Source organism: Lacticaseibacillus nasuensis JCM 17158 (assembly GCF_001434705.1).
Classification (GTDB): domain Bacteria; phylum Bacillota; class Bacilli; order Lactobacillales; family Lactobacillaceae; genus Lacticaseibacillus; species Lacticaseibacillus nasuensis.
In genome coordinates, this window is sequence record NZ_AZDJ01000030.1 from 174,695 (window position 1) to 193,325 (window position 18,631).

An 18,631-nucleotide genomic window follows, 5' to 3' on the forward strand; every position below is an offset into this window, starting at 1 on the left:
ACGCCGTTAATGCACGGTCAGGAGATTCACAGGTATGGGCGATTGAAGCTGGCGGCCCGAGGCCTGGACGATTAAAGCTGACGGTCCCAGTCTGAGCGCAGAGGTTGCCGGCGTGCTCGCGCCTGAATCGATGAAGCTGGCGACTCCCACCTGAGTAATTGATGCTGGCGCTCCCGCCTGGACGAACTGGTGCTGACTGTCCGAGTCTGTGCGAGACTTTTTTCCCGGCCGGTGATGACCCTTACACCTATAAATGTCATTGAGATCGCCAAATGTTAAGGTCGCAAATTCAACAAAATTCAAAAGCCTATTGTACCAGGGGTTACAGCCACTGATTTTGATGAGAATTTTCTCATTTTTCCCGGAGCGGTCCTTCCCGTCAAGTCGACCGCCATTTTTTCGTATAAATGGATAAAAGCCGAAATCCAAAATATTGCCAAAATAGAAATGCTGTTACACCGGGGCTAATTAGCCAAAAACTTAACATTTTGGATTCTCAATGACATTTATCTGTGTAGAGGTACGCAACGTCCCGGCTAACCCGCCAAGAAAAAAAGAGGCCGCAGCCCCTCATTCAATCATTTATGATACCCCAGCGCTTGGCGTAAATTCCGTTTGGCGTCGGCCTCAGTGAGTTGCTTGGGATCGTAAATAATCACCCCGTCACCGGAATAATAGTGAAACAATTGCAACTTAGCGCGGGCGGCGACGGTCCGCAGGCGGAGCTCATCGTTGATCTGCTCCAGAAACGGTGCGCACCATGCCTTGTCCATCATCGCCGGCTCATCGTGCTCGGTGATGTACCCTTTGTCCATGATGGCATCTGCGCCTTCGATTTTTTGCTCGCGAGTCACGTCTTCTGTTGGCTTCATCGCTGCACCTCCACGTACTCTTACTTTACCACGAAAAAATGCCGCATTGAATGCGACATTTCGCTTAATATTTCGGCTCCAACAACCGGCGCGGCCGCACGTAAGCGGTGAAGTCCGCCTGCGTATCTGGCTCGAAGCCAGCGGCAGTGTAAAAATCATGCAACGCGGGGTCATTGCACAAGGCAACGATACGGCTGACTTGTTTGAAGTAATCGTCAAACTCGCCGAGCAACTCGCGGCCGATGCCTTGGTGTTGATATTCGGGTAACACCAATAGATCTTGAATAAAGACCACGGTGTGCATATCGCTTAAGCCGCGAATCAAGCCGACCAGCTTCTCGCCATCGCGAGCCGTCAACAGTGTCGAATTGGCAATCCCGCGCGCGGTTTCGGCGGCATCTTGGAGATAATGCTGCCAGCCCACGGCGCCATATAGTGCGGTGATTTCATGAATCGTTAATCCTTGTTCAAACCGGTATTCCAAAACGGCCCCTCCTGTTAATAACAGGATGATTTTACACCAGCTGAACCGCGGACTAAAGAGTTTTCAATGAATTTCCATTATTTTTGTTGCTGAGTGAAATCAATCAGACCAACATTGCCATCGATCAGACCACCGTCGCCACTCAAGGTGAAGACGTCCATGTTAGCTTTGAAACGTAGCGTCAAGTGCTCATCGAGATCCTCTTGCGAATACCCTTTGATTCGCACCGGGCCGAGGTTGCTGGCTAAAGCCACATCGTAGTCGGCCGGCGTCACGTTAGCCGGGATGATGTTCAGCGTAAATTGCACCTGCATGTGAATCATGGCGTGCTGTGAGTATGGCCCGACCCCATCTTCAAAGGTCAGCAATAATTGCCGATCCGGGCCGAGCATTGGCGACAATTTGGCGATTGCAGCGTCATCAAAAGTCAGTTCCATGATTATCTCCTCCTTTGGTTTCGAGATAACCATATGCGCAAATCATTTGATTAGCAAGAAATATGGTGGCCTAGCAGAAGGTTAAATATTTCGTCACAAAATCTTCACAAACCCGGTTTATAGTAACCAACATAGAAATGAGTTACCCGCTCATTTCCATACCCATACCCAACTTTTTCATTTTTACTCCTCCAAGTAAAAATCGCGTCGAGTCACCCGCTCGACGCCAATCCTTACTCCTTTGGCCGCCTTTTCCCGAGGCGGCTATTTGTTTGGCCCAAAAAAAATCGGCGCAGCCTCGCTGCGCCAATTCTTACTGGCCAATTTGATGCTCCGGCGCCAACTGTGCCGCCAGGGCCGCAAGGTTGCGGGCAAATTGCTTGCGGTGCTTCATGTCGCTAGCAGCCAGTTGTTCCTGCCACCACGCCGTCAACTCGGCATCGGCGGCCTGCTGAGCACTGGCGCCAGCCTGAGTCAGCCGCAACGCCACGCGACCGGCGACGCGGCGCTTAGTCACCAACTTGGCGGCAACAAGTTGACTGAGCCCGCGACTGACAAGCCCCTTGTTGATGGCCAAGCCATCGGCAGCTTCTTGCGCGGTGCAGTCCGGATGTGCTGCAATATACGTGAGAATCGGTGCCGTGCTAATGGTCACGCCGGGCACGGTTAACAATCGGCTTTGCGCCGCAGCAGCCGTCCGGTGAATCAGTCCGATGAGTTGTCCCAGTTCTAATGCAGTCGGCTTTGCCATCCGCACACCTCCGTAATGTCATCACCTTATTTTATCACGACGCGTCGACGGGACTCAAAAAACCCGAGCAACTGCTCGGGTTTCCCGTTAGGCCTGGCCGGCCAGGTGGTCGTTGCCCAGACTCATATGCTTTTTGCGGTGAATGATTTCTTCTTGGCGTCCATGAACCATTGGCCGCTTATTTGGATTGCCGAGGTAGCCGCACAACCGCTTGACGACATCGCAGGTGTCCGGATTATGGTTGCCACACTGTGGGCACTCATAGCCCTTAGCCGTCGCCTTGAATTCGCCCTTGAAGCCGCATTCGAAGCACTGGTCGATTGGCGTGTTGGTGCCGAGGTAGCCGACACGATCATAACCATAATCCCACACGGCCTCTAGCGCCTTCGGGTTTTGCTTCAGGTTCGGGTACTCGCAGTAGTGAATGAACCCGCCGGAGCAATACTTTGGATAATCTTTTTCGAAGTCGAGCTTCTCAAACGGGGTCGGCTGCTTGCGCACGTCGTAGTGGAACGAGTTGGTGTAGTAGTCCTTGTCCGTGATGTCCTTGACGACGCCGAAGCGCTTCTTGTCGGCGCGGGCAAAGGTGTCGGTCAGCGATTCGCTTGGGGTGGAGTAAACGGAGAAATGATAGCCGTATTCCTTTTCCCAAGCCACACAGTGATCATACAAGTCCTTGACGACGGCAACGCTGAACTTTTTGGCTTCCGGGTTGGTTTCCCAATCGGAACCGTAGAACACCGTGCCGACTTCATACAAGCCGATGTAGCCAAGGCTAACCGTGGCCCGGGAATTCTTGAACAACTCGTCGACTTTCTGATCGTCATTGAGCCGCTTGCCGAATGCGCCGTACTTGTAGAGAATCGGCGCGCTTTCCGGCGTGGCTTCCTTGGCGCGTTCCACCTTGTACACGAGCCCTTGCTTACAAATGGCGAGGCGTTGCTCCAAAATGTCCCAGAAGCGTTCCTTATCACCCTTAGATTCCATGGCAATGCGTGGCAGGTTGACGGTAATGACGCCGAGGTTCATGCGCCCGGCGTTCACTTCTTCGCCGGTGTCTGGATCGGTCCAGCCTTGCAGGAAGCTGCGGCAACCCATCGGCGCCTTGAAGCTACCGGTGAGCTCGACGATTTTGTCGTAGGACAAGACGTCTGGATACATGCGCTTGGTGGCGCACTCCACGGCCAGTTCCTTGATGTCGTAATTCGGGTCGCTTGGCGCGAGGTTCAAGCCGCGCTTCAAGGTGAACACCAGCTTCGGGAAGATAGCCGTGCGGCGTTCCTTGCCCAGCCCCTTGATGCGAATCTTCAGAATGTCTTGTTGAATTTCGCGCTCGATCCAGTTGGTCCCCAAGCCAAACCCAACCGTCACAAAAGGCGTTTGCCCTTGCGTCGAATACAAGGTGTTGACTTGATATTCCAGAGTTTGTAAGGCATCATAAATGTCTTTTTTCGTGCGGTCCTTGGCGTATTTCTCCGCCGTGGCCGCATCAAGTGGCAACCCCTGCGCTTCCTCGAGGTGCTTCTCGTAGTTCTTCTGGGCAAACGGCGCCAAGACCTCGTCGGTGCGATCCGACGAGCAGCCGCCGTATTGCGAGCTGGCCACATTCGCGATGATTTGCGTCATTTGGGTGACGGCTACTTGAATCGAATGGGCCGGCTCCACTTCGGCGTTGCCGATAACGAAGCCATGATTCAACATTTCCTTGAAGTCGATCAAGCAGCAGTTAGTTTCTGCCATGAACGGGGTGTAGTCCAAGTCATGCCAATGAATGTCGCCGCGCATGTGCGCGTTGGCCACGGCAGGCGGCAACATTTGCAACCCCACCGCCTTGGCCACGGCGCCGGCGGTTAAGTCGCGCTGCGTGGAAAACACGCGGCTGTCCTTGTTGGCATTTTCGTGCACGACGGACGAATCGCGGTCCAGCAACTTCTGGACGTTATAGTTCACGTCGGTTTTCTTGGCGCGCAAGATGTCCTGCTGCAGGCGGTAATCGGTGTAGGCCTTGGCCCAGTCGTAGCGGTGGGCATTCAAAATCGCCTCTTCGACGATGCTTTGCACCTCCGCAATGCGGACGTCTTGCTTGAAGCGCTCGGTAATCGTGGCGACGGCGTCATCGGAAATATGCTCGATGTCAGTATAATCCGTCGGTGCCAAGGTGCCGTCGACCGCGACGGCCGCCTTGGTAATCGCGCGCGTAATCTTGGCCTGATCAAAATTGACGATGCGGCCATCCCGTTTTTTCACATTAATCTTAACTTGGAGATCAATCATGGCAGTTCACTCCTCTATGTAATGTATCTATCATAGCACGAGTGCCACTATATATTGTATGAAAATCTCAATGTAAGCGTAAAATTTCTATATGTTGTGTCATTCAATTGTACGCAAGGAGTTGGTAACCCGGGGCTGCTTGCGGTATGATGCAATCATTCTATAGTGAAAGAAGCCCTGCTTGTGTTAGCCAATCAAACTTTTAATCCTTATCCGCGCTCCCGCAAGGCGGTATATGCCAAAAACGGGATGGTGGCCACCGGCTCCGTCACGGCCAGTCAGGCGGGCCTCGCCATTTTACGCCAAGGCGGCAACGCCATCGACGCCGCCGTCGCCACTGCCGCGACCCTCACCGTGGTGGAACCTACCAGTAACGGCCTCGGCGCCGATGCGTTCGCCATCATTCACCGCGCCGGCGACAATCAGCTTTATGGCCTCAATAGTAGTGGCCCGGCGCCGCGCGGCTTGGCGGCCGAGTCACTCACCAGCCGCGGCCTCACCAGCATGCCCACGTTCGGCTGGACGCCAGTCGACGTACCCGGCGCCCCGGCGGCCTGGGCGGCGCTGGTGCAGCGCTTTGGTAAGCTCAGCCTGGCCGAGGACCTTGCGCCTGCCATCGCCTACGCCAAGCAAGGCTACGCGATTTCTCAAGTCTTGGGCTTTTACTGGCAGCGGGCGGCGTTAAGTTATCGCCGGGCGGCCGCGAAGGATCCCGCCTTTGCCAAATTATTCGCCGAATGGGAGCGCGTCTTCGCCCCTGGTGGCCACACGCCAGCCACCGGGGACATTTGGCGCAGCCCGGATCACGCCGCCACGCTGCAAGCCATCGCGGATTCCAACGCCGAAGCCATGTACCGCGGCGCGCTGGCCAAGCGCATCGCCGAGTTCAGCGAAGCTACCGGTGGCTATCTGCGCGCCGACGACCTCGCCGCGTTTCAACCGGAATGGGTGACGCCGCTATCCGTGCGCTACCACGGCTACGATGTGTTCGAGCTGCCGCCAAACGGCCAAGGCATCGCGGCGCTAGAGGCGTTGGGAATTCTCGACGGGTTCGAGTTTGCCGGGCGCGATAACTTTGCCACGACGCACCGCCAAATCGAAGCCATCAAGCTCGGTTTTGCCGATTTATTCGCGCATGTCGGTGACCCCGCCGCGATGACGCTGGACCCGGCGGCATTGCTCAGCCCGCAGTATCTCGCCAGCCAGCGGGCCCGCATCGGGGCCAGCGCCATGACGCCGGCCCCAAGCGACCCAAATACCGCCGGCACCGTGTACTTGTGCGCCGCAGACGGCGACGGCAACATGATTTCCTACATTCAAAGCAACTACATGGGCTTTGGCAGCGGCATCGTGGTGCCCGGCACCGGCATCGCCTTGAACAACCGCGGCAACAATTTCTCGCTGACCCCAAGCAGCCCCAACTACCTGCAAGGCGGCAAGCGGCCGTTGAACACCATCATCCCCGGCTTTTTGACTAAAGACGGTCAGCCGGTGGGGCCGTTTGGCGTGATGGGCGGCTTCATGCAGCCGCAGGGCCACGTCCAAGTCTTGATGAACGCCATCGACTTCGGCCTCGATCCGCAAGGCGCCCTCGATGCACCGCGGTGGCAGTGGTATGCCGACAAACACGTCGACTTTGAGCCCGAGTTTAGCACCAGCCTCTTGGCCCAATTGCGCGCAGCCGGCCATGACGTCACCGTCAATCCCGAACCGAATACCTTTGGCCGCGGGCAAATCATCTGGCGCAACCCCGAGACTGGCACCTTAGTCGGCGGCTCGGAATCCCGCACGGATGGCGCAATTGCCGCGTGGTAACCCAAGCAAACCAGGAGAAACGCGATGCAAGAAGCGCAAGACCTACGCTATTTCGTCACTGCTCAGCAACGCTTTAACGTCCGCGCGGCGGTGATTCTCACCCACGCCGGTCAGGTGTTGGTCACCCCCACCACCACGCCGGCTGGGGTCCCTGCAGTCCTCGTGCCTGGTGGCGCCGTGAAGTTTGGTGAAACCGGCGAAGCGGCCGCCTTGCGCGAACTGCAAGAAGAACTCGGCCTTTGCCTGCCGGCGCTGAATTTTACCGGCATCATCGAAGCCTTCTTCACGCGTGACGCAATCGACTATCAGCAATTGTTGCTGGTGTATCAAGCGGCAGTCGATGTGGCGACGGCCCAACGACTAGCGTGCCTAGACGCGACGACGCACGACTTGCCAGCCGGCACGACATTTTCTTGGCAACCCGAGGCGCAAGTCGCCACTACCATCCTGCCGGCGGCGCTTGGCCAGTGCCTGCGACCCGGAGTATTTCACCACCTGATCGACCGGCGTGGCTAACTTTAGCCAGCAAAATACCCCACCCTGTTTAGGGTGGGGTATTTGCGTTGGCTTAAACCAGTTTGCCGCTGTCCATCAAGGCTTGGACTTCAGGTTGCACGTGGCCGTATTGCGCCACGGTGTCGTCGAATTGCCGGAAGAACATCTTGTACCACACCAGGAAGGTGTAGACGGTCCAGACTTGGCGGCGGCCGTCGACCTTGTCTTCCTGGTTATCCTTCAACAACTGCAAGAGCTTTGGCTGGTCGAAGAATTCGCTGACCCAGTCTTCGCTGAACAAGGCCCGCACGACGCTGACGTATTGCTCCTCATGCAGCCAGGTTTTCACCGGCACCGGGAAGCCGAGCTTCGGGCGCTTGGCAAAATCGCTGGGCAAATGCTTTTCGGCCGCCTGGCGGAAGGCCCACTTGCTGCCCTTGCTGTTCAACAACATGGAAGACGGAATGGTGTTGGCCAATTCGGCGACTTTCACGTCGAGGTACGGCACGCGCAGCTCCAGCGAATGCGCCATGGAGATCTTATCGGCTTTTTGCAAAATGTCGTTGAGCATGAAGTGGTGCAAGTCGATGTATTGCATCTGCTTGACCTCTTCGGCCGACGCCACCTTCTTGAAGTCGCGCTGGTAGATGCCGTTGACGGTGAGGTCATTTTGGTAAGTCGGCTGCAACAAGCCGTTCGCCTGAGCGCTGGTGAAAATCGTCGGCTGCGCCGGGTCGTAAATGAACGCCTCGCCGACGTAAAACTCGCTTGGCTTAGCGGTGCGGGTGTACAGGTGCACCTTGCCCGGGAAGTTTGGCAGCTTCTTGATGCCGCGGCCTAGCGAATAGCGCACGCCGCGTGGCAGCTTGCTCAAGGCGTTGGCGAACACCTTGATGACCTCTTTTTTCGTGTGCATGCCGTAGTTGACGTAGCCGGCGAATAATTCGTCGGCGCCTTCCCCGGACAGCGCCACGGTGACCTTGCGGCGCGCCATGCGGCACAGGTACCACAGCGGAATCACGGAAGGATTGGCGTCGGGTTCATCGAGGTGGTATTGCATCTCGGCAAAATCATGGAAGGCCTCGTCGCCGTCGACGGTTTCGACGTTGAAGTTCAAGCCTTTCTCGTCTGCCAGCTCCTTAGCCACGCTGGCCTCATCGAAGGGGCCGTTGGCGAAGTTCACTGAGAAGACTTCCTTGGGCTTGAGCACCGCGGTGACATACGACGAATCAACGCCTTCGGACAGGAAGCTGCCCACCGGGACGTCGGCGACGTTATGGAGGCGAATCGATTCCGTGACCGTTTCGTCAATGGCCTTCACCGTATCGACCTCGCTGCGCGAATAATCGATGTTGTAGCTGGCGTCCCAGTATTGATGGGTGGCCAGCTTGTGATCCTTGAATTCAAACCAGTGCCCCGCCGGAAAACGGTAGACATTTTTGAAAAAAGTCTCGGGTAAATCGTTATATTGATTCATCAGGTACGGCTTCAAGGCCTGCCGGTTCAATTCTAGCTTGAAGTTCGGGTGCTTCAAGAAGGCCTTGATTTCGCTGCCGACGATGAAGGTGTCGCCATCTTGATAGTAATACATCGGCTTGATGCCGAAGAAATCCCGGGCGCCGTACAGCGTCTGCTTGTGTTCATCGTAAAGCAGGTAGGCAAACATCCCGCGGACCTTGGCCAAGGTGCCGGCCATGCCCCATTCTTCGTAGCCGTGTAAGAGGACTTCGGTATCGGCCTTCGTGGTGAACACGTGACCGGCCGCCTGCAACTCCGAGCGCAGTGCCTTGTAGTTATAGATTTCGCCGTTAAAGGTGATGACCACCGTGCGGTCTTCGTTGTACAGGGGTTGCGCGCCGCCGTTCAAATCGATGATACTTAGCCGCTGAAAGCCTAACGCGACGTCGTCATGGATGTATTGGCCGCCGCCGTGAATACTGTTGGGACCGCGGTGCTTAATCATCGCCATCATCGCCTTGATGGTGGTTTCCTTATCGAGCACGCTTGGATCCGAAAATGCAATGATGCCACACATACCGTTAGTTCCTCCTCATTCGCCACTACCGTTCAATCGACACTCGGTCTTTGTCTAGTTTACTCGACTTTGCAGGCCTTGGCGAGAGGCACTCGACCACGAAAAAAGTGGGCGCGCTGGCCCACTTTTTCCTACCGCCGGACTAACTCCCCGACTTCGCCGACAAAATCGCTGCGATACGTGCCGTCGGTGTTCAGTGGCGTGAGGTCTAACCCCACCTGCATCAACACCTCGCCGCTTATCGTTACGGTTTGCCCAAACAGCGTGCAGTCGTATTGCGCCGCCGGGTCGAGCCCGACTAGCCGCAGCCGATGATAGGCAAAATCGATTTGATTCAACGGCTTGAAAATCCCGATCACCGCCGCACTCGCGTCTGGCGCCACGGTTTCCCAGGCATACAACGCCGCTTCCCCCGCCAGGCCCAGCCGGTTGAAGTGGCCGGTGCGCAACAGTTCGGCGTGCGCCTTGAACCAGGCGTTGGCCTGCTTGATTTGTTCGCGCGCGTCGCCGTCTAGCTTAGCCAAGTCCAGCTCGTAGCCAAACGTGCCAAACATGGCCGTGGCGATGCGGCTGCGCAGCGGACTGGTGCGGCCGGTTTGCGCATTCGGCACCGCGGACACATGGGCGCCGAAAGCAAACGGCGGATAGGCGTAACTGGCGCCGCTTTGAATCAGCTGGCGCGAATACGCGTCGGTGTTATCGCTGAGCCAGCCTTGCGGTGCGTAGTACAACATCCCCGCGTCCCAGCGGTCGCCGCCGGAGGCACAACTTTCAAATAATACATCCGGGTACGCCGCCTGCAGCCGCCGGTATAATTCATATACCCCAAGCATGTAGCGGTGATAGAACTCACCCATTTTGCCTTGGGCCGCCAGGTAATGCGAATATGGCTCGGTGAGGTTGCGGTTCATGTCCCACTTGACGTAATCGGCGTTGGCGTCGGCCAGCACCGCCAGCAACTTCGTCGTCAAGTCGTCAATCACCGCCGGGTTGGCCATATCCAGCAGGTACTGCGTGCGGGTGATGGAATGCGGCCGCTTGAGATCGGTCGCCACCCATTCCGGATGCGCGCGGTACAAGTCGGAATTCGGATTGATGCTTTCCGGCTCGATCCAGATGCCCATTTGGCCACCCAGCTCGTGCAAGGCGTCGCTCACCGCACGCAACCCATGCGGAAACTTCTCCCGGTCGATCACCCAGTCGCCAAGCCCCGCATCGTCGCGGTGTCGGCGCGTGAACCAGCCGTCGTCAATCACCACCAGGTTGCACCCGAGGCTGAAGGCGTCTCGGCCAAAATCGATGACCCGCTGCTCATTGATGTCCATGTAAAAGGCTTCCCAGGTGTTGGCCAACACCGGCCGTGGCCCCTTCACGAAGCGTGGCGGCATCACGTGCAGGCGGTAATAATCGCTGAAAGCCTGGCTCAACCCAATCAGCCCCGCGTCCGAGCGGGCCAACAGCGCCACCGGCGTCTGAAAACTGGCATCAGGCGCCAGCGCCCAGCTGAAGGTGTCGTGATTAATCCCGGTGGCGACGCGGGTGACAGCGTAGGGATCGGTTTGCGCAAAGGTTTCAAAGTTGCCGCTATACATCAGATTCTGGCCGAAGACGCGGCCGGTGGTTTCTGTGGTGGTGGCCGGCGCCAAGGCGACGAATGGATTCTGGTCGCAAGAACTATCGCCTTTCACCGATGCCACCCGCACCGTGCCGCGGCTCAACGACTGCCAATGCGGCTGAAATTCCGCCATGCCGCTGCCTTGCAGGCTGAGCAGCCGCAGCTGCGACTCGGCGAGGTCGATGCTACTACTCAAGGCGCGGTCAAGCGTCAGCGGCGTGGTGCCCAAGTTACGCACGCGGTAGCTGCGGGCAATCACCGGACTATCGGCATACAGCAAATACGTTAAGTCGACGGCCACGCCCATGTCGGCGTCGCGTAATTGAATCGTCAACGCCTCCTCGGCTTGGCGCGGATGCGGCAAGCCGCCCCAGTCCGCCGGCACCGAGGTCGTGTAGCCTTGGTACTGCAACTGCAGCACCAGCGGCTGACCCGCGCGACTGACGGCCAAGGCCGGTTCGCGAAAATCGTTGCCAAATGCCGTCGGTAACTCCTGCCGCAACCGCTCGTTAGACCAGTGCTCGCCATCGATATCTTGGTGCATCGTCCAGTTGAGCCACTGGCGATTCGTCAGCTGTGCCAACGGTGGCACCTGGTGCAACCGCGGGCCGTAGTAGACGTGTTCGAGATTCCCGGTGGGCAGCACGTGAATCAGGTAACTCACCGCGGCATTGGCCAGGTGAAACACCTGAGTGCTTTCGTCATAACTAATCATCTGAATACTCCCTTCGCGTTTGGCTTCGTCAACATGTTAGCGCTTGCGCGAGGAATTGTCAGTGCATTTTCGTCAGATTTGGTCGGGAATGTTGACCAAACGATGAGCTTCCATTTTGGGTTGGCCCACTAATCTGCTTGCATGACATATTGTTACCAACGGGTGCACAATGGCATTACAAAAGAAAGGTGGATGAATATGCCAACCAAAGAAAATAACGGCCGGATTAACGCACGAATCGATCCTGAACTCAAAGCTGAAGGCGACGCGGTCCTTAACGAACTTGGCTACACACCAAGTACACTCATTACCGTGCTGTATAAGACGTTAGTGCGGAATAAGGCCATCCCGCGGGAGATGACGATGCTGGATCCCTTAGATATCGCCACCGCCCAGGCGCATGATGAAATTGCCAATGGTGAGGATAAAGAATTCAGCAACGTCGATGCGTTGATGAAGGACTTGCACGATGCAAATTAAGCGTGCCAAATCATTCAAAAAACAGTATCGGGCCTGCCTCCGTCGCGGCTATAACATGTCCCTCCTGGATGCTGCAATCATCGCCATCGTCACCCACCGCGAAGTACTCGGCGTCGAATAACCGCGAGTGTGTCCCAGCAGGTGCGTATGAGTTGACTGCTGATCGGTTCAGCACCCCATCCCGTCCAATTACAAAAACGCCGGCGCAATCAGCTTAACAACTGCTAATCACACCGGCGTTTTCATCGTATGGATCCTACGTGACTTGAACACGCGACCTCCTGCATGCCATGCAGGCGCTCTCCCAGCTGAGCTAAGGACCCGAAACAATTTAATTTGGAAAAAATGGATCCGACGTGATTCGAACACGCGACCTCTGCCATGCGAAGGCAGCGCTCTCCCAACTGAGCTACGGACCCAAAGCACGAATACTATAATATCATATTCGGCCGGACTGTAAACCCCTTTTTCCGCTAGTCTAGTCGGCAAACGTGGTGTTGGCTGCCTTCCAGTCCTCAAGCTTGATGAACACCCAAAAACTATAAATCCCCAGCGTGATCACCGACAACAGGAACCAGATAATCCAGTGCCCGAATAAATCGATGGCGCTGCCGGTGAAGTGGAGCCGGCGGCCTTCGATGACGGTGTGGTTGATTTTCCAGCCGTACAGCATCGTTAACGCCCAGGGAAAACAAATCCCCAACGTCACCACTGTGATGATCGTGCCGAGCATCACCCAGCCGATGTAACTCAATAAGCCCCCATCAAAAAATGAATAGCGGCCATTCCGCATCTCCATGCTCCCCACCTCCTGCCGTGAGTATGCCAATCGCCTGCCCCAGCGTCAAGCACCGGGCAAAAAAAAGACCGCCATGGGATGGGTGGCGGTCCGGAGTAAGGGTTGGCGTCGGGTGGGAGGCCCGACGCGATTTATACTTGGAGGAGTATAAATGAAAAAGTTGGATATGGGTATGGAAATGAGTGGGTAGCTCATCTCAATGTTTCTTATATTAACAATTAGTTGTGAAGAAAGTGTGAACAAATTCTTCGGATTTTATTAATGCCGTAATTGCGCCTTGCTGGCGAACCAGCTAAACGTTGCCACGGCTACCGCCAGGACCGCCACGAGGCTGATGAATAACACGCGATAACTGGTGGCTTCAATGATTAATGCGCCGATTAATGGGCCCACCGCGCGCCCGGCGCTGGCAAACATCTGCACGTAACCTTGGTAGCGGCCTTGCTGCCCGGTTGGCGAATACAAATCCACGTAAGTCGACACCGCCGGCAACGCCAGCACCTCGCCGCAGGTCAAGATCCCCATGGCTAACACGAACACCGCATAGTGCCGCGCCACCAGCAACAACAAGAACGACCCGGCAAACAACGTAAACCCGACACCGAGGCGCAGGCGAATGTGCACCAGCAGCCAGTCGTCAAAGGCCGTCAGCACCGGCTGCAAAATGACGATCAACACGGCGTTAAACGTCCACAGAAAACTGTAATCCCGCACGGTCATCCCCAGCTGCAGCATGAACGTGGAGATGTTACTTTGCCACTGTTCGTAGGTCACCCAGGTCAAAAACAGCGTCAGCAGAATCAAGGCGACGTTCAACCGGTACGGATTGGCGGTGGCCACCTGCTTGGGCGCGTGGCCGGCCGCATGCGCCGGCTGCGGCAAGTTGAAGTGACGTAAGGCCACAAAGAAAAAAACAACAAATAACGCAAAGGCTAAACCGAAGACATAGGTGATGCCCAGCGGCAAGACGAAGCCGACAATTAGCGTGCCGATGACCAGCCCGAGGTTGGCCATAAAGTACAACACGTTAAACACGTAGCTGGCTTTTTTCGTGGTGACCTTGGTGGCATAGGCGTTGATGCCAGTGGCGACGATGCCGTTGCCAAAGCCTAGCCCGACTAACAGCAAAGGGTAAGCCGGCCAGCCGTGCCAAACCACCAGCGCGCCGGTGGTGACGACGTCGATGCCGATGCCCAGCAACATCGTTGGGTACGGCCGCCAGCGGTCAAACAGCCGCCCGCCCACTGCGTTGCCGACCATCGTCGCCAGCGAGTTGAGGAATAACACGATGCCCGACGTGGTCAGCGGCTCGTGCAGATACTCGTGCATATAAATCGTGGTCAGCGGCCAGATGAAGCTGATGCCGGTATTGGTGATCAGACTCCCCACCAGCAACCACGGTAATTTTAATGTCCGCTTAGTCATCCCGCTCCTCCTTTCGCGTCACAACTTATCCATTTTACCCAAGCGCACCAGAGAATGCAGGGAAAATGGCCGCTTTCTTAGCAAATTCTCGGGAAGGATTCATTGATTTTCCGCAAAACCTTCGAGAATCCGCCCGGAAGCGCCGTCAATGCGGTAAACTAATGATAATTGCAAAGAATGCGAGAGGTATCCCCATGACAATACAATCAAGCTTAGATTATCAAACCAAATTCTTTACCGATTTCGCCAAGGCCTGGGCGGATCACTCCACCTTCCGGCTGTACCAAGGCATCGATACCACCGCGGAGAACCTGCGCCTGGAGCTGTCGGATGCGCCAGGGTACATCCTCGCCTACGACAAATCCGCCCAGCGCGAGTTGGCCGACTTTCTGGCCGGCGACTTGATCAAGTTCCTGCGCGAGCACATTCCATTTTTTGAGGTGACCGACGACGGCCGCGTCTTCTTCGGCGACTGGTACCACCGCCGCGAATTCGGCCAGCTGTCCGTGTTTGCGCGCACGATCAACCAGGTGACGCCTGAACAACAGGTGATCCTGCCGCAGCTGGAAGCCTTCGCCGCCGATCCCGACAACTACCTCGATCACCAAGTCGACGCCTTACAAAAAAAACTTTACCAAGAAGTCAACCGCCTGCACGCCAAGCTCGAATCGGCGCAGGCCGAACCAGTGGCGGCGCCGCAGCCAAGTTCCGGCAGCACCTTGCGCGGGTTGTTCAAGAACTTCATCGACCCCGGCGATGACACGGAAGACGCCGCGCCAAGCGCCGCCCAGCCTCAGGTCCCAACCGACACCGCGGCGTTACAAAGCCAGTTTGCCGCGGCCAAGGCCGAAGCCGACGCCCAGTTCGACACCCAAAAGCGCGAGCTGCAAGTCAGTGCCGCCATCACCCGCTATGAATACGCCGCGGTGATGAACACCTACAGCTCGGTGGAACAATTCGAAAACGTGCTGGCCAACTTGCCAACCGATTTCATGCACGCGCTGGATGCCAAGGGAGGTCGCGCCAATGCTTAATTTTCATGATGATGCCTTACAAAAAATCGTCACCAGTGCGCTGAGCCTGCCCGAGGCCCGCACGACCTTGACGGCGCATTACGCCAAGCGCGCCCACGCCTTGCAAACCGATCCGGTGTGGGGGCTCAACGACGCGTTTTTGACGCAAAACTTGGCCAGCTACACGAATCTGTTGGCGGATAAGTTCTATGAGGCCTTGCGCGCGGACGACTCGGTGCCGCAAGATTTCGCCGCTCGGGTGTGGTTAGGCACGGAAGCCACCCAGCCCGACCGCTCGACCATCGTGTTCAACTACGCCACTAGCGACGGCAACACGGTGTTGTTGACCATCGTCGACCCGTTGAGCAAGGAAGCCAAGCTCACCGCCGATGGCCTGCCGACCTTGGCGCAGGTACGGCCAGACGCCGCAGAGCCGACGCCGTATGACGCCGACACCTTGGTGGCCATCGCGGCGTTGACGAAACTGCTGGCGACGGCCGGCTACGAATTCGCCAGCATCGACGACACCGTGATGCAGCCAGTCGCCGATTTGACCTTTGCCACCAAGTACGACAACAGCAAGGTCCTGTCCGGCTCGGCCGTCGTGCAAACCGCCGGCGACATCACGCTGACCGCGCCGTTGAATGGCGCCACCCCGCTGGCCTATCACGTCAAAGACGACGCGGGCCACGACTGGCTGGACCTCGGCACAGACGAGCACGACGCCAACACCTTCTCCTGGTCCTCGACCACGATTCCCGAGGAGCTGGTCGGCCACACCTTGACCCTGGCGGTCACGGTGCGCGCGCTGGATAACGCCCCGGCACTGGATGCCTTGTTCGTCATCGCCAGCAACAACGCGATTTTGATGAAACAAAGCACCACGCCAGGCGAATACGCCTTGCCGCTGCCGAACCACCAGACGCTCACCGTCACCATCAACAGCGACGCCGACACGATCACGCTGGGTTATCCCGACCCCGAGGTCCAGCTGTACGAGCTGGTCGTCACCTACCCGTTCATCGGCGATTGGCTGCGTGAGGTGTTGCCGAACAAGCGCGCCTTCAACTAGGTGAACCGATTTTACGTTAGCGGCCGAATTATTCACGCTTAATCGCGTGCAATAATTCGGCTTTTCTTGTATGATAGAGCCACATTGCGCCGAGTTGCCCGCCTTTTGGGTCGGCCGGCGCCCACAAAGGAGTCTTGATTGATGGCAAACGAATTTATCCAAGTCGCCACAATTGCCGGCGTCGACAGCGACGGTTCCGCCGGCGCGCAGGCTGACTTGCACAGTTTCTTCATGCGTGGCACTTATGGCACGCTGATTCTCACCGCCGCGGTAGCGGGGAATTCTTACGGCATTCACGCCGCCCACATCATCCCCGACGACTTCATCGACGCGCAGTTCAAAGCGGTTGGTGAAGACCTGCAGATCCGCGCCTGCAAAACCGGCATGCTGGCCAACGCCACGGTGATGGAAAACGTCGCCAAGAACCTGCGCCAGTATGACTTCGGCCCGCTGGTGCTCGATCCCGTGATTTCGACGAAGCACGGCAATTTGTTGATGGAACAATCCGCCTTTGAGACCTTGAAGCGCGTGTTGATCCCGATGGCCACCGTGATCACGCCGAACTTTTACGAAGCCGAGCACATCACCGGCCAAACCCTCGACACGAAGGAAAAAATCGTCGCCGCCGCCGCCGAGATTCACGCACTTGGCGCCAAAAACGTGATGCTCAAGGGGCGCCACGACTCGCCGGAGCAAACCACCGTCGCCGATTATGTCTTGTTGGAATCCGGTAAGTCCTTCTGGCTCACCGGTCCCTACTACCCGACGGAACGCAAAAACGGCACCGGGGATACCCTCAGTGCCGTAATTACCGCCGAGCTGGGCAAGGGCGCCGCGGTCGAAGACGCGATTCGCACCGCCAAGACCTTTGTCGACACGGCCATCAGCCACGAGATTCAAGTGGGTCACAAGTTTGGCCCGATCAACCACTGGGCCAACCCCATCGTCACCCCGGAATACTGAACAGCCAACAGGCCTCGCCAATGGCGAGGCCTGTTTTTGCGCTAGCGGCGGTCGCTGCCTGCCACCGCACGAATCACCCGGGCGGGATTGCCCACCGCTAGGCTGTTGGCCGGTAGGTTCTTGGTGACGACGCTGCCCGCCCCCACCACGGTATTCTCGCCGATGGTCACGCCGGGCAGCACCAACACGTTGGTGCACAGCCAGACGTTGTCGCCAAGCGTAATCGGATGCGCGTACTCCAACGCCTGGTTACGAGTGGCGGCATCTTGCGGGTGCTCCTCGGTGATCAGCGAGACGTTCGGCGCCAGCATCACGTTGTTGCCGATGGTGATCTTGCCGCTATCCATCAGCTTCCCGTTGACGTTCATGTAGAAGTTATCGCCCACCGTGGTATTGCTGCCATAGGTGCAAAACAGCGGCTGCTCGATCACGCAATTGGCCCCCATGCCGCCCAGCAAATCGCGCAGCGCCGCGGTGCGTTCCTCGCGCTTCAGCGGGTAGAGGTGATTGTAATCCCACAGTTTGTGAATGGTGACGTCGCGCGCGGCGACCAGCGCCGGGTCGTAGGGTTGATACAACTCACCGGCAAACGATTTTTCCTGTTCTGTCTTGGTCATGATGTGTCCTCCTAGAGCCATCCTATCATGTCCACCCTGGCCGGGCCACGGCGCGCACGAGGAAGTTGGTATCGCCCCAGAGACCAGCAAAAAACCGACCGTCAGTGGCGGTCGGTTGCTTATCACGTTCCGAAAGGCTAGGTTCGAACAGCTAGCTACGCCAGTCATCCGGTCCAGAGTTCGGACCTGACACCTGGCTAGGCTATCTGTCGAACCCAAACCGCCTTTCTCCACAGCATGCCTTATGCCCGCCGACCGCGCATGCCGTCGAGGACTTCACAGATCCCCATCACGAGCATCACGCCGCCAACGATGCGTAGCGTCAGCAGAATCGCGCCGAACGGGTTAAACATCAAGACGATGCCGACCAAGGTCACCAACACGCCATACGCGATGCTGGGAACCACGGAGACGTTGACGTATTGCTTGCGCGCCCGGGCGCCGGCAATGGCATTGATGCCGTATAGCACCAACAAGATGCCCAGCATCAACGGGACAAAGCTCAACAGCGACCGGAACAGCACCAAGACCACGAGGGCCGCCACCAACAACCCCAAGCCGCGGCTTAAGGCGAAGCGGTCGTCGCGGTTACGCAGACCTTGCACCAGCGGCGGTAGCGCCATCAGCACGATGGCGATGACGATCACCCACTTCAGCAAGTGGGATACCGAACCTGGCGCAATCAGGAACCAGGCGCCTAACAATATGAGCCACACCGCGTAGGGAATGGCAAAACCATGACCATTTTTCATTTGCTTAACCTCTCTTA

General features: G+C 57.1%; 18 protein-coding genes and 2 tRNA genes. 7 read left to right on the top strand and 13 right to left on the bottom strand.

Going from position 1 to position 18,631, the window contains the following annotated elements; translation table 11 throughout:
• Positions 1 to 578: 578 nt before the first annotated feature.
• From FD02_RS08225 to nrdD, 5 genes are all read right to left on the bottom strand, one after another.
• Positions 579 to 872, bottom strand: coding sequence for a hypothetical protein (locus tag FD02_RS08225; RefSeq protein ID WP_056951635.1), 294 nt, complete (start codon positions 870 to 872; stop codon positions 579 to 581).
• A gap of 64 nt (positions 873 to 936) precedes the next feature.
• On the bottom strand, positions 937 to 1,356 hold the full coding sequence (locus FD02_RS08230; protein WP_056951637.1) for a GNAT family N-acetyltransferase: 420 nt from the start codon (positions 1,354 to 1,356) through the stop codon (positions 937 to 939).
• A gap of 77 nt (positions 1,357 to 1,433) precedes the next feature.
• Positions 1,434 to 1,793: an iron-sulfur cluster biosynthesis family protein gene (locus FD02_RS08235; protein ID WP_056951639.1), complete on the bottom strand. Its 360-nt coding sequence runs from the start codon at positions 1,791 to 1,793 to the stop codon at positions 1,434 to 1,436.
• A 313-nt stretch (positions 1,794 to 2,106) separates the two neighbouring features.
• Complete coding sequence (locus tag FD02_RS08240) at positions 2,107 to 2,544, bottom strand: MarR family transcriptional regulator (RefSeq protein WP_056951641.1); 438 nt, start codon at positions 2,542 to 2,544, stop codon at positions 2,107 to 2,109.
• A gap of 87 nt (positions 2,545 to 2,631) precedes the next feature.
• Positions 2,632 to 4,818 carry an anaerobic ribonucleoside-triphosphate reductase gene (nrdD, locus tag FD02_RS08245; RefSeq protein WP_056951643.1) on the bottom strand — a complete coding sequence of 729 codons (2,187 nt, stop codon included), beginning with the start codon at positions 4,816 to 4,818 and terminating at the stop codon, positions 2,632 to 2,634.
• A 183-nt stretch (positions 4,819 to 5,001) separates the two neighbouring features.
• Between nrdD and FD02_RS08250 the strand changes: the two genes are divergently transcribed.
• Both FD02_RS08250 and FD02_RS08255 read left to right on the top strand, forming a co-directional pair.
• Positions 5,002 to 6,633, top strand: coding sequence for a gamma-glutamyltransferase family protein (locus FD02_RS08250; RefSeq protein ID WP_056951645.1), 1,632 nt, complete (start codon positions 5,002 to 5,004; stop codon positions 6,631 to 6,633).
• 24 nt (positions 6,634 to 6,657) lie between these two features.
• On the top strand, positions 6,658 to 7,149 hold the full coding sequence (locus tag FD02_RS08255; RefSeq protein ID WP_054723316.1) for an NUDIX domain-containing protein: 492 nt from the start codon (positions 6,658 to 6,660) through the stop codon (positions 7,147 to 7,149).
• Positions 7,150 to 7,201: 52 nt separating this feature from the next.
• Here the strand turns inward: FD02_RS08255 and asnB are convergent, their stop codons facing one another.
• Entirely contained in the window at positions 7,202 to 9,163 is a 1,962-nt protein-coding gene (asnB, locus tag FD02_RS08260; protein ID WP_056951647.1) for an asparagine synthase (glutamine-hydrolyzing), read from the bottom strand.
• A 131-nt stretch (positions 9,164 to 9,294) separates the two neighbouring features.
• The gene (locus FD02_RS08265) at positions 9,295 to 11,493 is read right to left on the bottom strand and encodes an alpha-galactosidase (protein WP_056951649.1); all 2,199 of its coding nucleotides are present in this window, start codon (positions 11,491 to 11,493) and stop codon (positions 9,295 to 9,297) included.
• Positions 11,494 to 11,691: 198 nt separating this feature from the next.
• Between FD02_RS08265 and FD02_RS08270 the strand changes: the two genes are divergently transcribed.
• The gene (locus FD02_RS08270) at positions 11,692 to 11,973 is read left to right on the top strand and encodes a type II toxin-antitoxin system RelB/DinJ family antitoxin (protein WP_054723312.1); all 282 of its coding nucleotides are present in this window, start codon (positions 11,692 to 11,694) and stop codon (positions 11,971 to 11,973) included.
• On the top strand, positions 11,963 to 12,094 hold the full coding sequence (locus FD02_RS11530; protein WP_225352568.1) for a type II toxin-antitoxin system YafQ family toxin: 132 nt from the start codon (positions 11,963 to 11,965) through the stop codon (positions 12,092 to 12,094). The genes FD02_RS08270 and FD02_RS11530 overlap by 11 nt, the downstream gene beginning before the upstream one ends.
• Positions 12,095 to 12,223: 129 nt before the next feature.
• On the opposite strand, the gene FD02_RS08275 is transcribed toward FD02_RS11530, so the two are convergent.
• From FD02_RS08275 to FD02_RS08290, 4 genes are all read right to left on the bottom strand, one after another.
• A tRNA-Ala gene (locus tag FD02_RS08275) sits at positions 12,224 to 12,296 on the bottom strand.
• A 23-nt stretch (positions 12,297 to 12,319) separates the two neighbouring features.
• Positions 12,320 to 12,392: transfer RNA gene (locus tag FD02_RS08280), tRNA-Ala, on the bottom strand.
• A 59-nt stretch (positions 12,393 to 12,451) separates the two neighbouring features.
• Entirely contained in the window at positions 12,452 to 12,772 is a 321-nt protein-coding gene (locus tag FD02_RS08285) for a DUF6693 family protein (protein ID WP_056951651.1), read from the bottom strand.
• Between the two features lie 258 nt (positions 12,773 to 13,030).
• Entirely contained in the window at positions 13,031 to 14,197 is a 1,167-nt protein-coding gene (locus tag FD02_RS08290) for an MDR family MFS transporter (RefSeq protein WP_056951652.1), read from the bottom strand.
• A gap of 194 nt (positions 14,198 to 14,391) precedes the next feature.
• Here FD02_RS08290 and FD02_RS08295 point away from each other — a divergent pair, with 194 nt between their 5' ends.
• The 3 genes from FD02_RS08295 (at position 14,392) to thiD (ending at position 17,245) form a co-directional block, all read left to right on the top strand.
• The gene (locus FD02_RS08295; protein ID WP_056951653.1) at positions 14,392 to 15,231 is read left to right on the top strand and encodes a hypothetical protein; all 840 of its coding nucleotides are present in this window, start codon (positions 14,392 to 14,394) and stop codon (positions 15,229 to 15,231) included.
• Positions 15,224 to 16,282: a 2-C-methyl-D-erythritol 2,4-cyclodiphosphate synthase gene (locus FD02_RS08300; RefSeq protein ID WP_056951654.1), complete on the top strand. Its 1,059-nt coding sequence runs from the start codon at positions 15,224 to 15,226 to the stop codon at positions 16,280 to 16,282. Before FD02_RS08295 ends, FD02_RS08300 begins: the two co-directional genes overlap by 8 nt.
• A 141-nt stretch (positions 16,283 to 16,423) precedes the next feature.
• Positions 16,424 to 17,245 carry a bifunctional hydroxymethylpyrimidine kinase/phosphomethylpyrimidine kinase gene (thiD, locus tag FD02_RS08305; protein WP_056951656.1) on the top strand — a complete coding sequence of 274 codons (822 nt, stop codon included), beginning with the start codon at positions 16,424 to 16,426 and terminating at the stop codon, positions 17,243 to 17,245.
• A gap of 41 nt (positions 17,246 to 17,286) precedes the next feature.
• On the opposite strand, the gene FD02_RS11635 is transcribed toward thiD, so the two are convergent.
• Both FD02_RS11635 and FD02_RS08315 read right to left on the bottom strand, forming a co-directional pair.
• Positions 17,287 to 17,862 carry a sugar O-acetyltransferase gene (locus FD02_RS11635; protein ID WP_054723310.1) on the bottom strand — a complete coding sequence of 192 codons (576 nt, stop codon included), beginning with the start codon at positions 17,860 to 17,862 and terminating at the stop codon, positions 17,287 to 17,289.
• 242 nt (positions 17,863 to 18,104) lie between these two features.
• Positions 18,105 to 18,614, bottom strand: a complete 510-nt coding sequence (locus FD02_RS08315) for a DUF308 domain-containing protein (RefSeq protein ID WP_056951657.1) — start codon at positions 18,612 to 18,614, stop codon at positions 18,105 to 18,107.
• Positions 18,615 to 18,631 lie beyond the last annotated feature (17 nt).

Coding starts and splice junctions, on each gene's coding strand:
- FD02_RS08225 (WP_056951635.1), bottom strand. CDS start 872: ATGAAGCCAACAGAAGACGTGACTCGCGAGCAAAAAATCGAAGGCGCA.
- FD02_RS08235 (WP_056951639.1), bottom strand. CDS start 1,793: ATGGAACTGACTTTTGATGACGCTGCAATCGCCAAATTGTCGCCAATG.
- FD02_RS08240 (WP_056951641.1), bottom strand. CDS start 2,544: ATGGCAAAGCCGACTGCATTAGAACTGGGACAACTCATCGGACTGATT.
- nrdD (WP_056951643.1), bottom strand. CDS start 4,818: ATGATTGATCTCCAAGTTAAGATTAATGTGAAAAAACGGGATGGCCGC.
- FD02_RS08255 (WP_054723316.1), top strand. CDS start 6,658: ATGCAAGAAGCGCAAGACCTACGCTATTTCGTCACTGCTCAGCAACGC.
- asnB (WP_056951647.1), bottom strand. CDS start 9,163: ATGTGTGGCATCATTGCATTTTCGGATCCAAGCGTGCTCGATAAGGAA.
- FD02_RS08265 (WP_056951649.1), bottom strand. CDS start 11,493: ATGATTAGTTATGACGAAAGCACTCAGGTGTTTCACCTGGCCAATGCC.
- FD02_RS08270 (WP_054723312.1), top strand. CDS start 11,692: ATGCCAACCAAAGAAAATAACGGCCGGATTAACGCACGAATCGATCCT.
- FD02_RS11530 (WP_225352568.1), top strand. CDS start 11,963: ATGCAAATTAAGCGTGCCAAATCATTCAAAAAACAGTATCGGGCCTGC.
- FD02_RS08285 (WP_056951651.1), bottom strand. CDS start 12,772: ATGGAGATGCGGAATGGCCGCTATTCATTTTTTGATGGGGGCTTATTG.
- FD02_RS08290 (WP_056951652.1), bottom strand. CDS start 14,197: ATGACTAAGCGGACATTAAAATTACCGTGGTTGCTGGTGGGGAGTCTG.
- FD02_RS08295 (WP_056951653.1), top strand. CDS start 14,392: ATGACAATACAATCAAGCTTAGATTATCAAACCAAATTCTTTACCGAT.
- FD02_RS08300 (WP_056951654.1), top strand. CDS start 15,224: ATGCTTAATTTTCATGATGATGCCTTACAAAAAATCGTCACCAGTGCG.
- thiD (WP_056951656.1), top strand. CDS start 16,424: ATGGCAAACGAATTTATCCAAGTCGCCACAATTGCCGGCGTCGACAGC.
- FD02_RS11635 (WP_054723310.1), bottom strand. CDS start 17,862: ATGACCAAGACAGAACAGGAAAAATCGTTTGCCGGTGAGTTGTATCAA.
- FD02_RS08315 (WP_056951657.1), bottom strand. CDS start 18,614: ATGAAAAATGGTCATGGTTTTGCCATTCCCTACGCGGTGTGGCTCATA.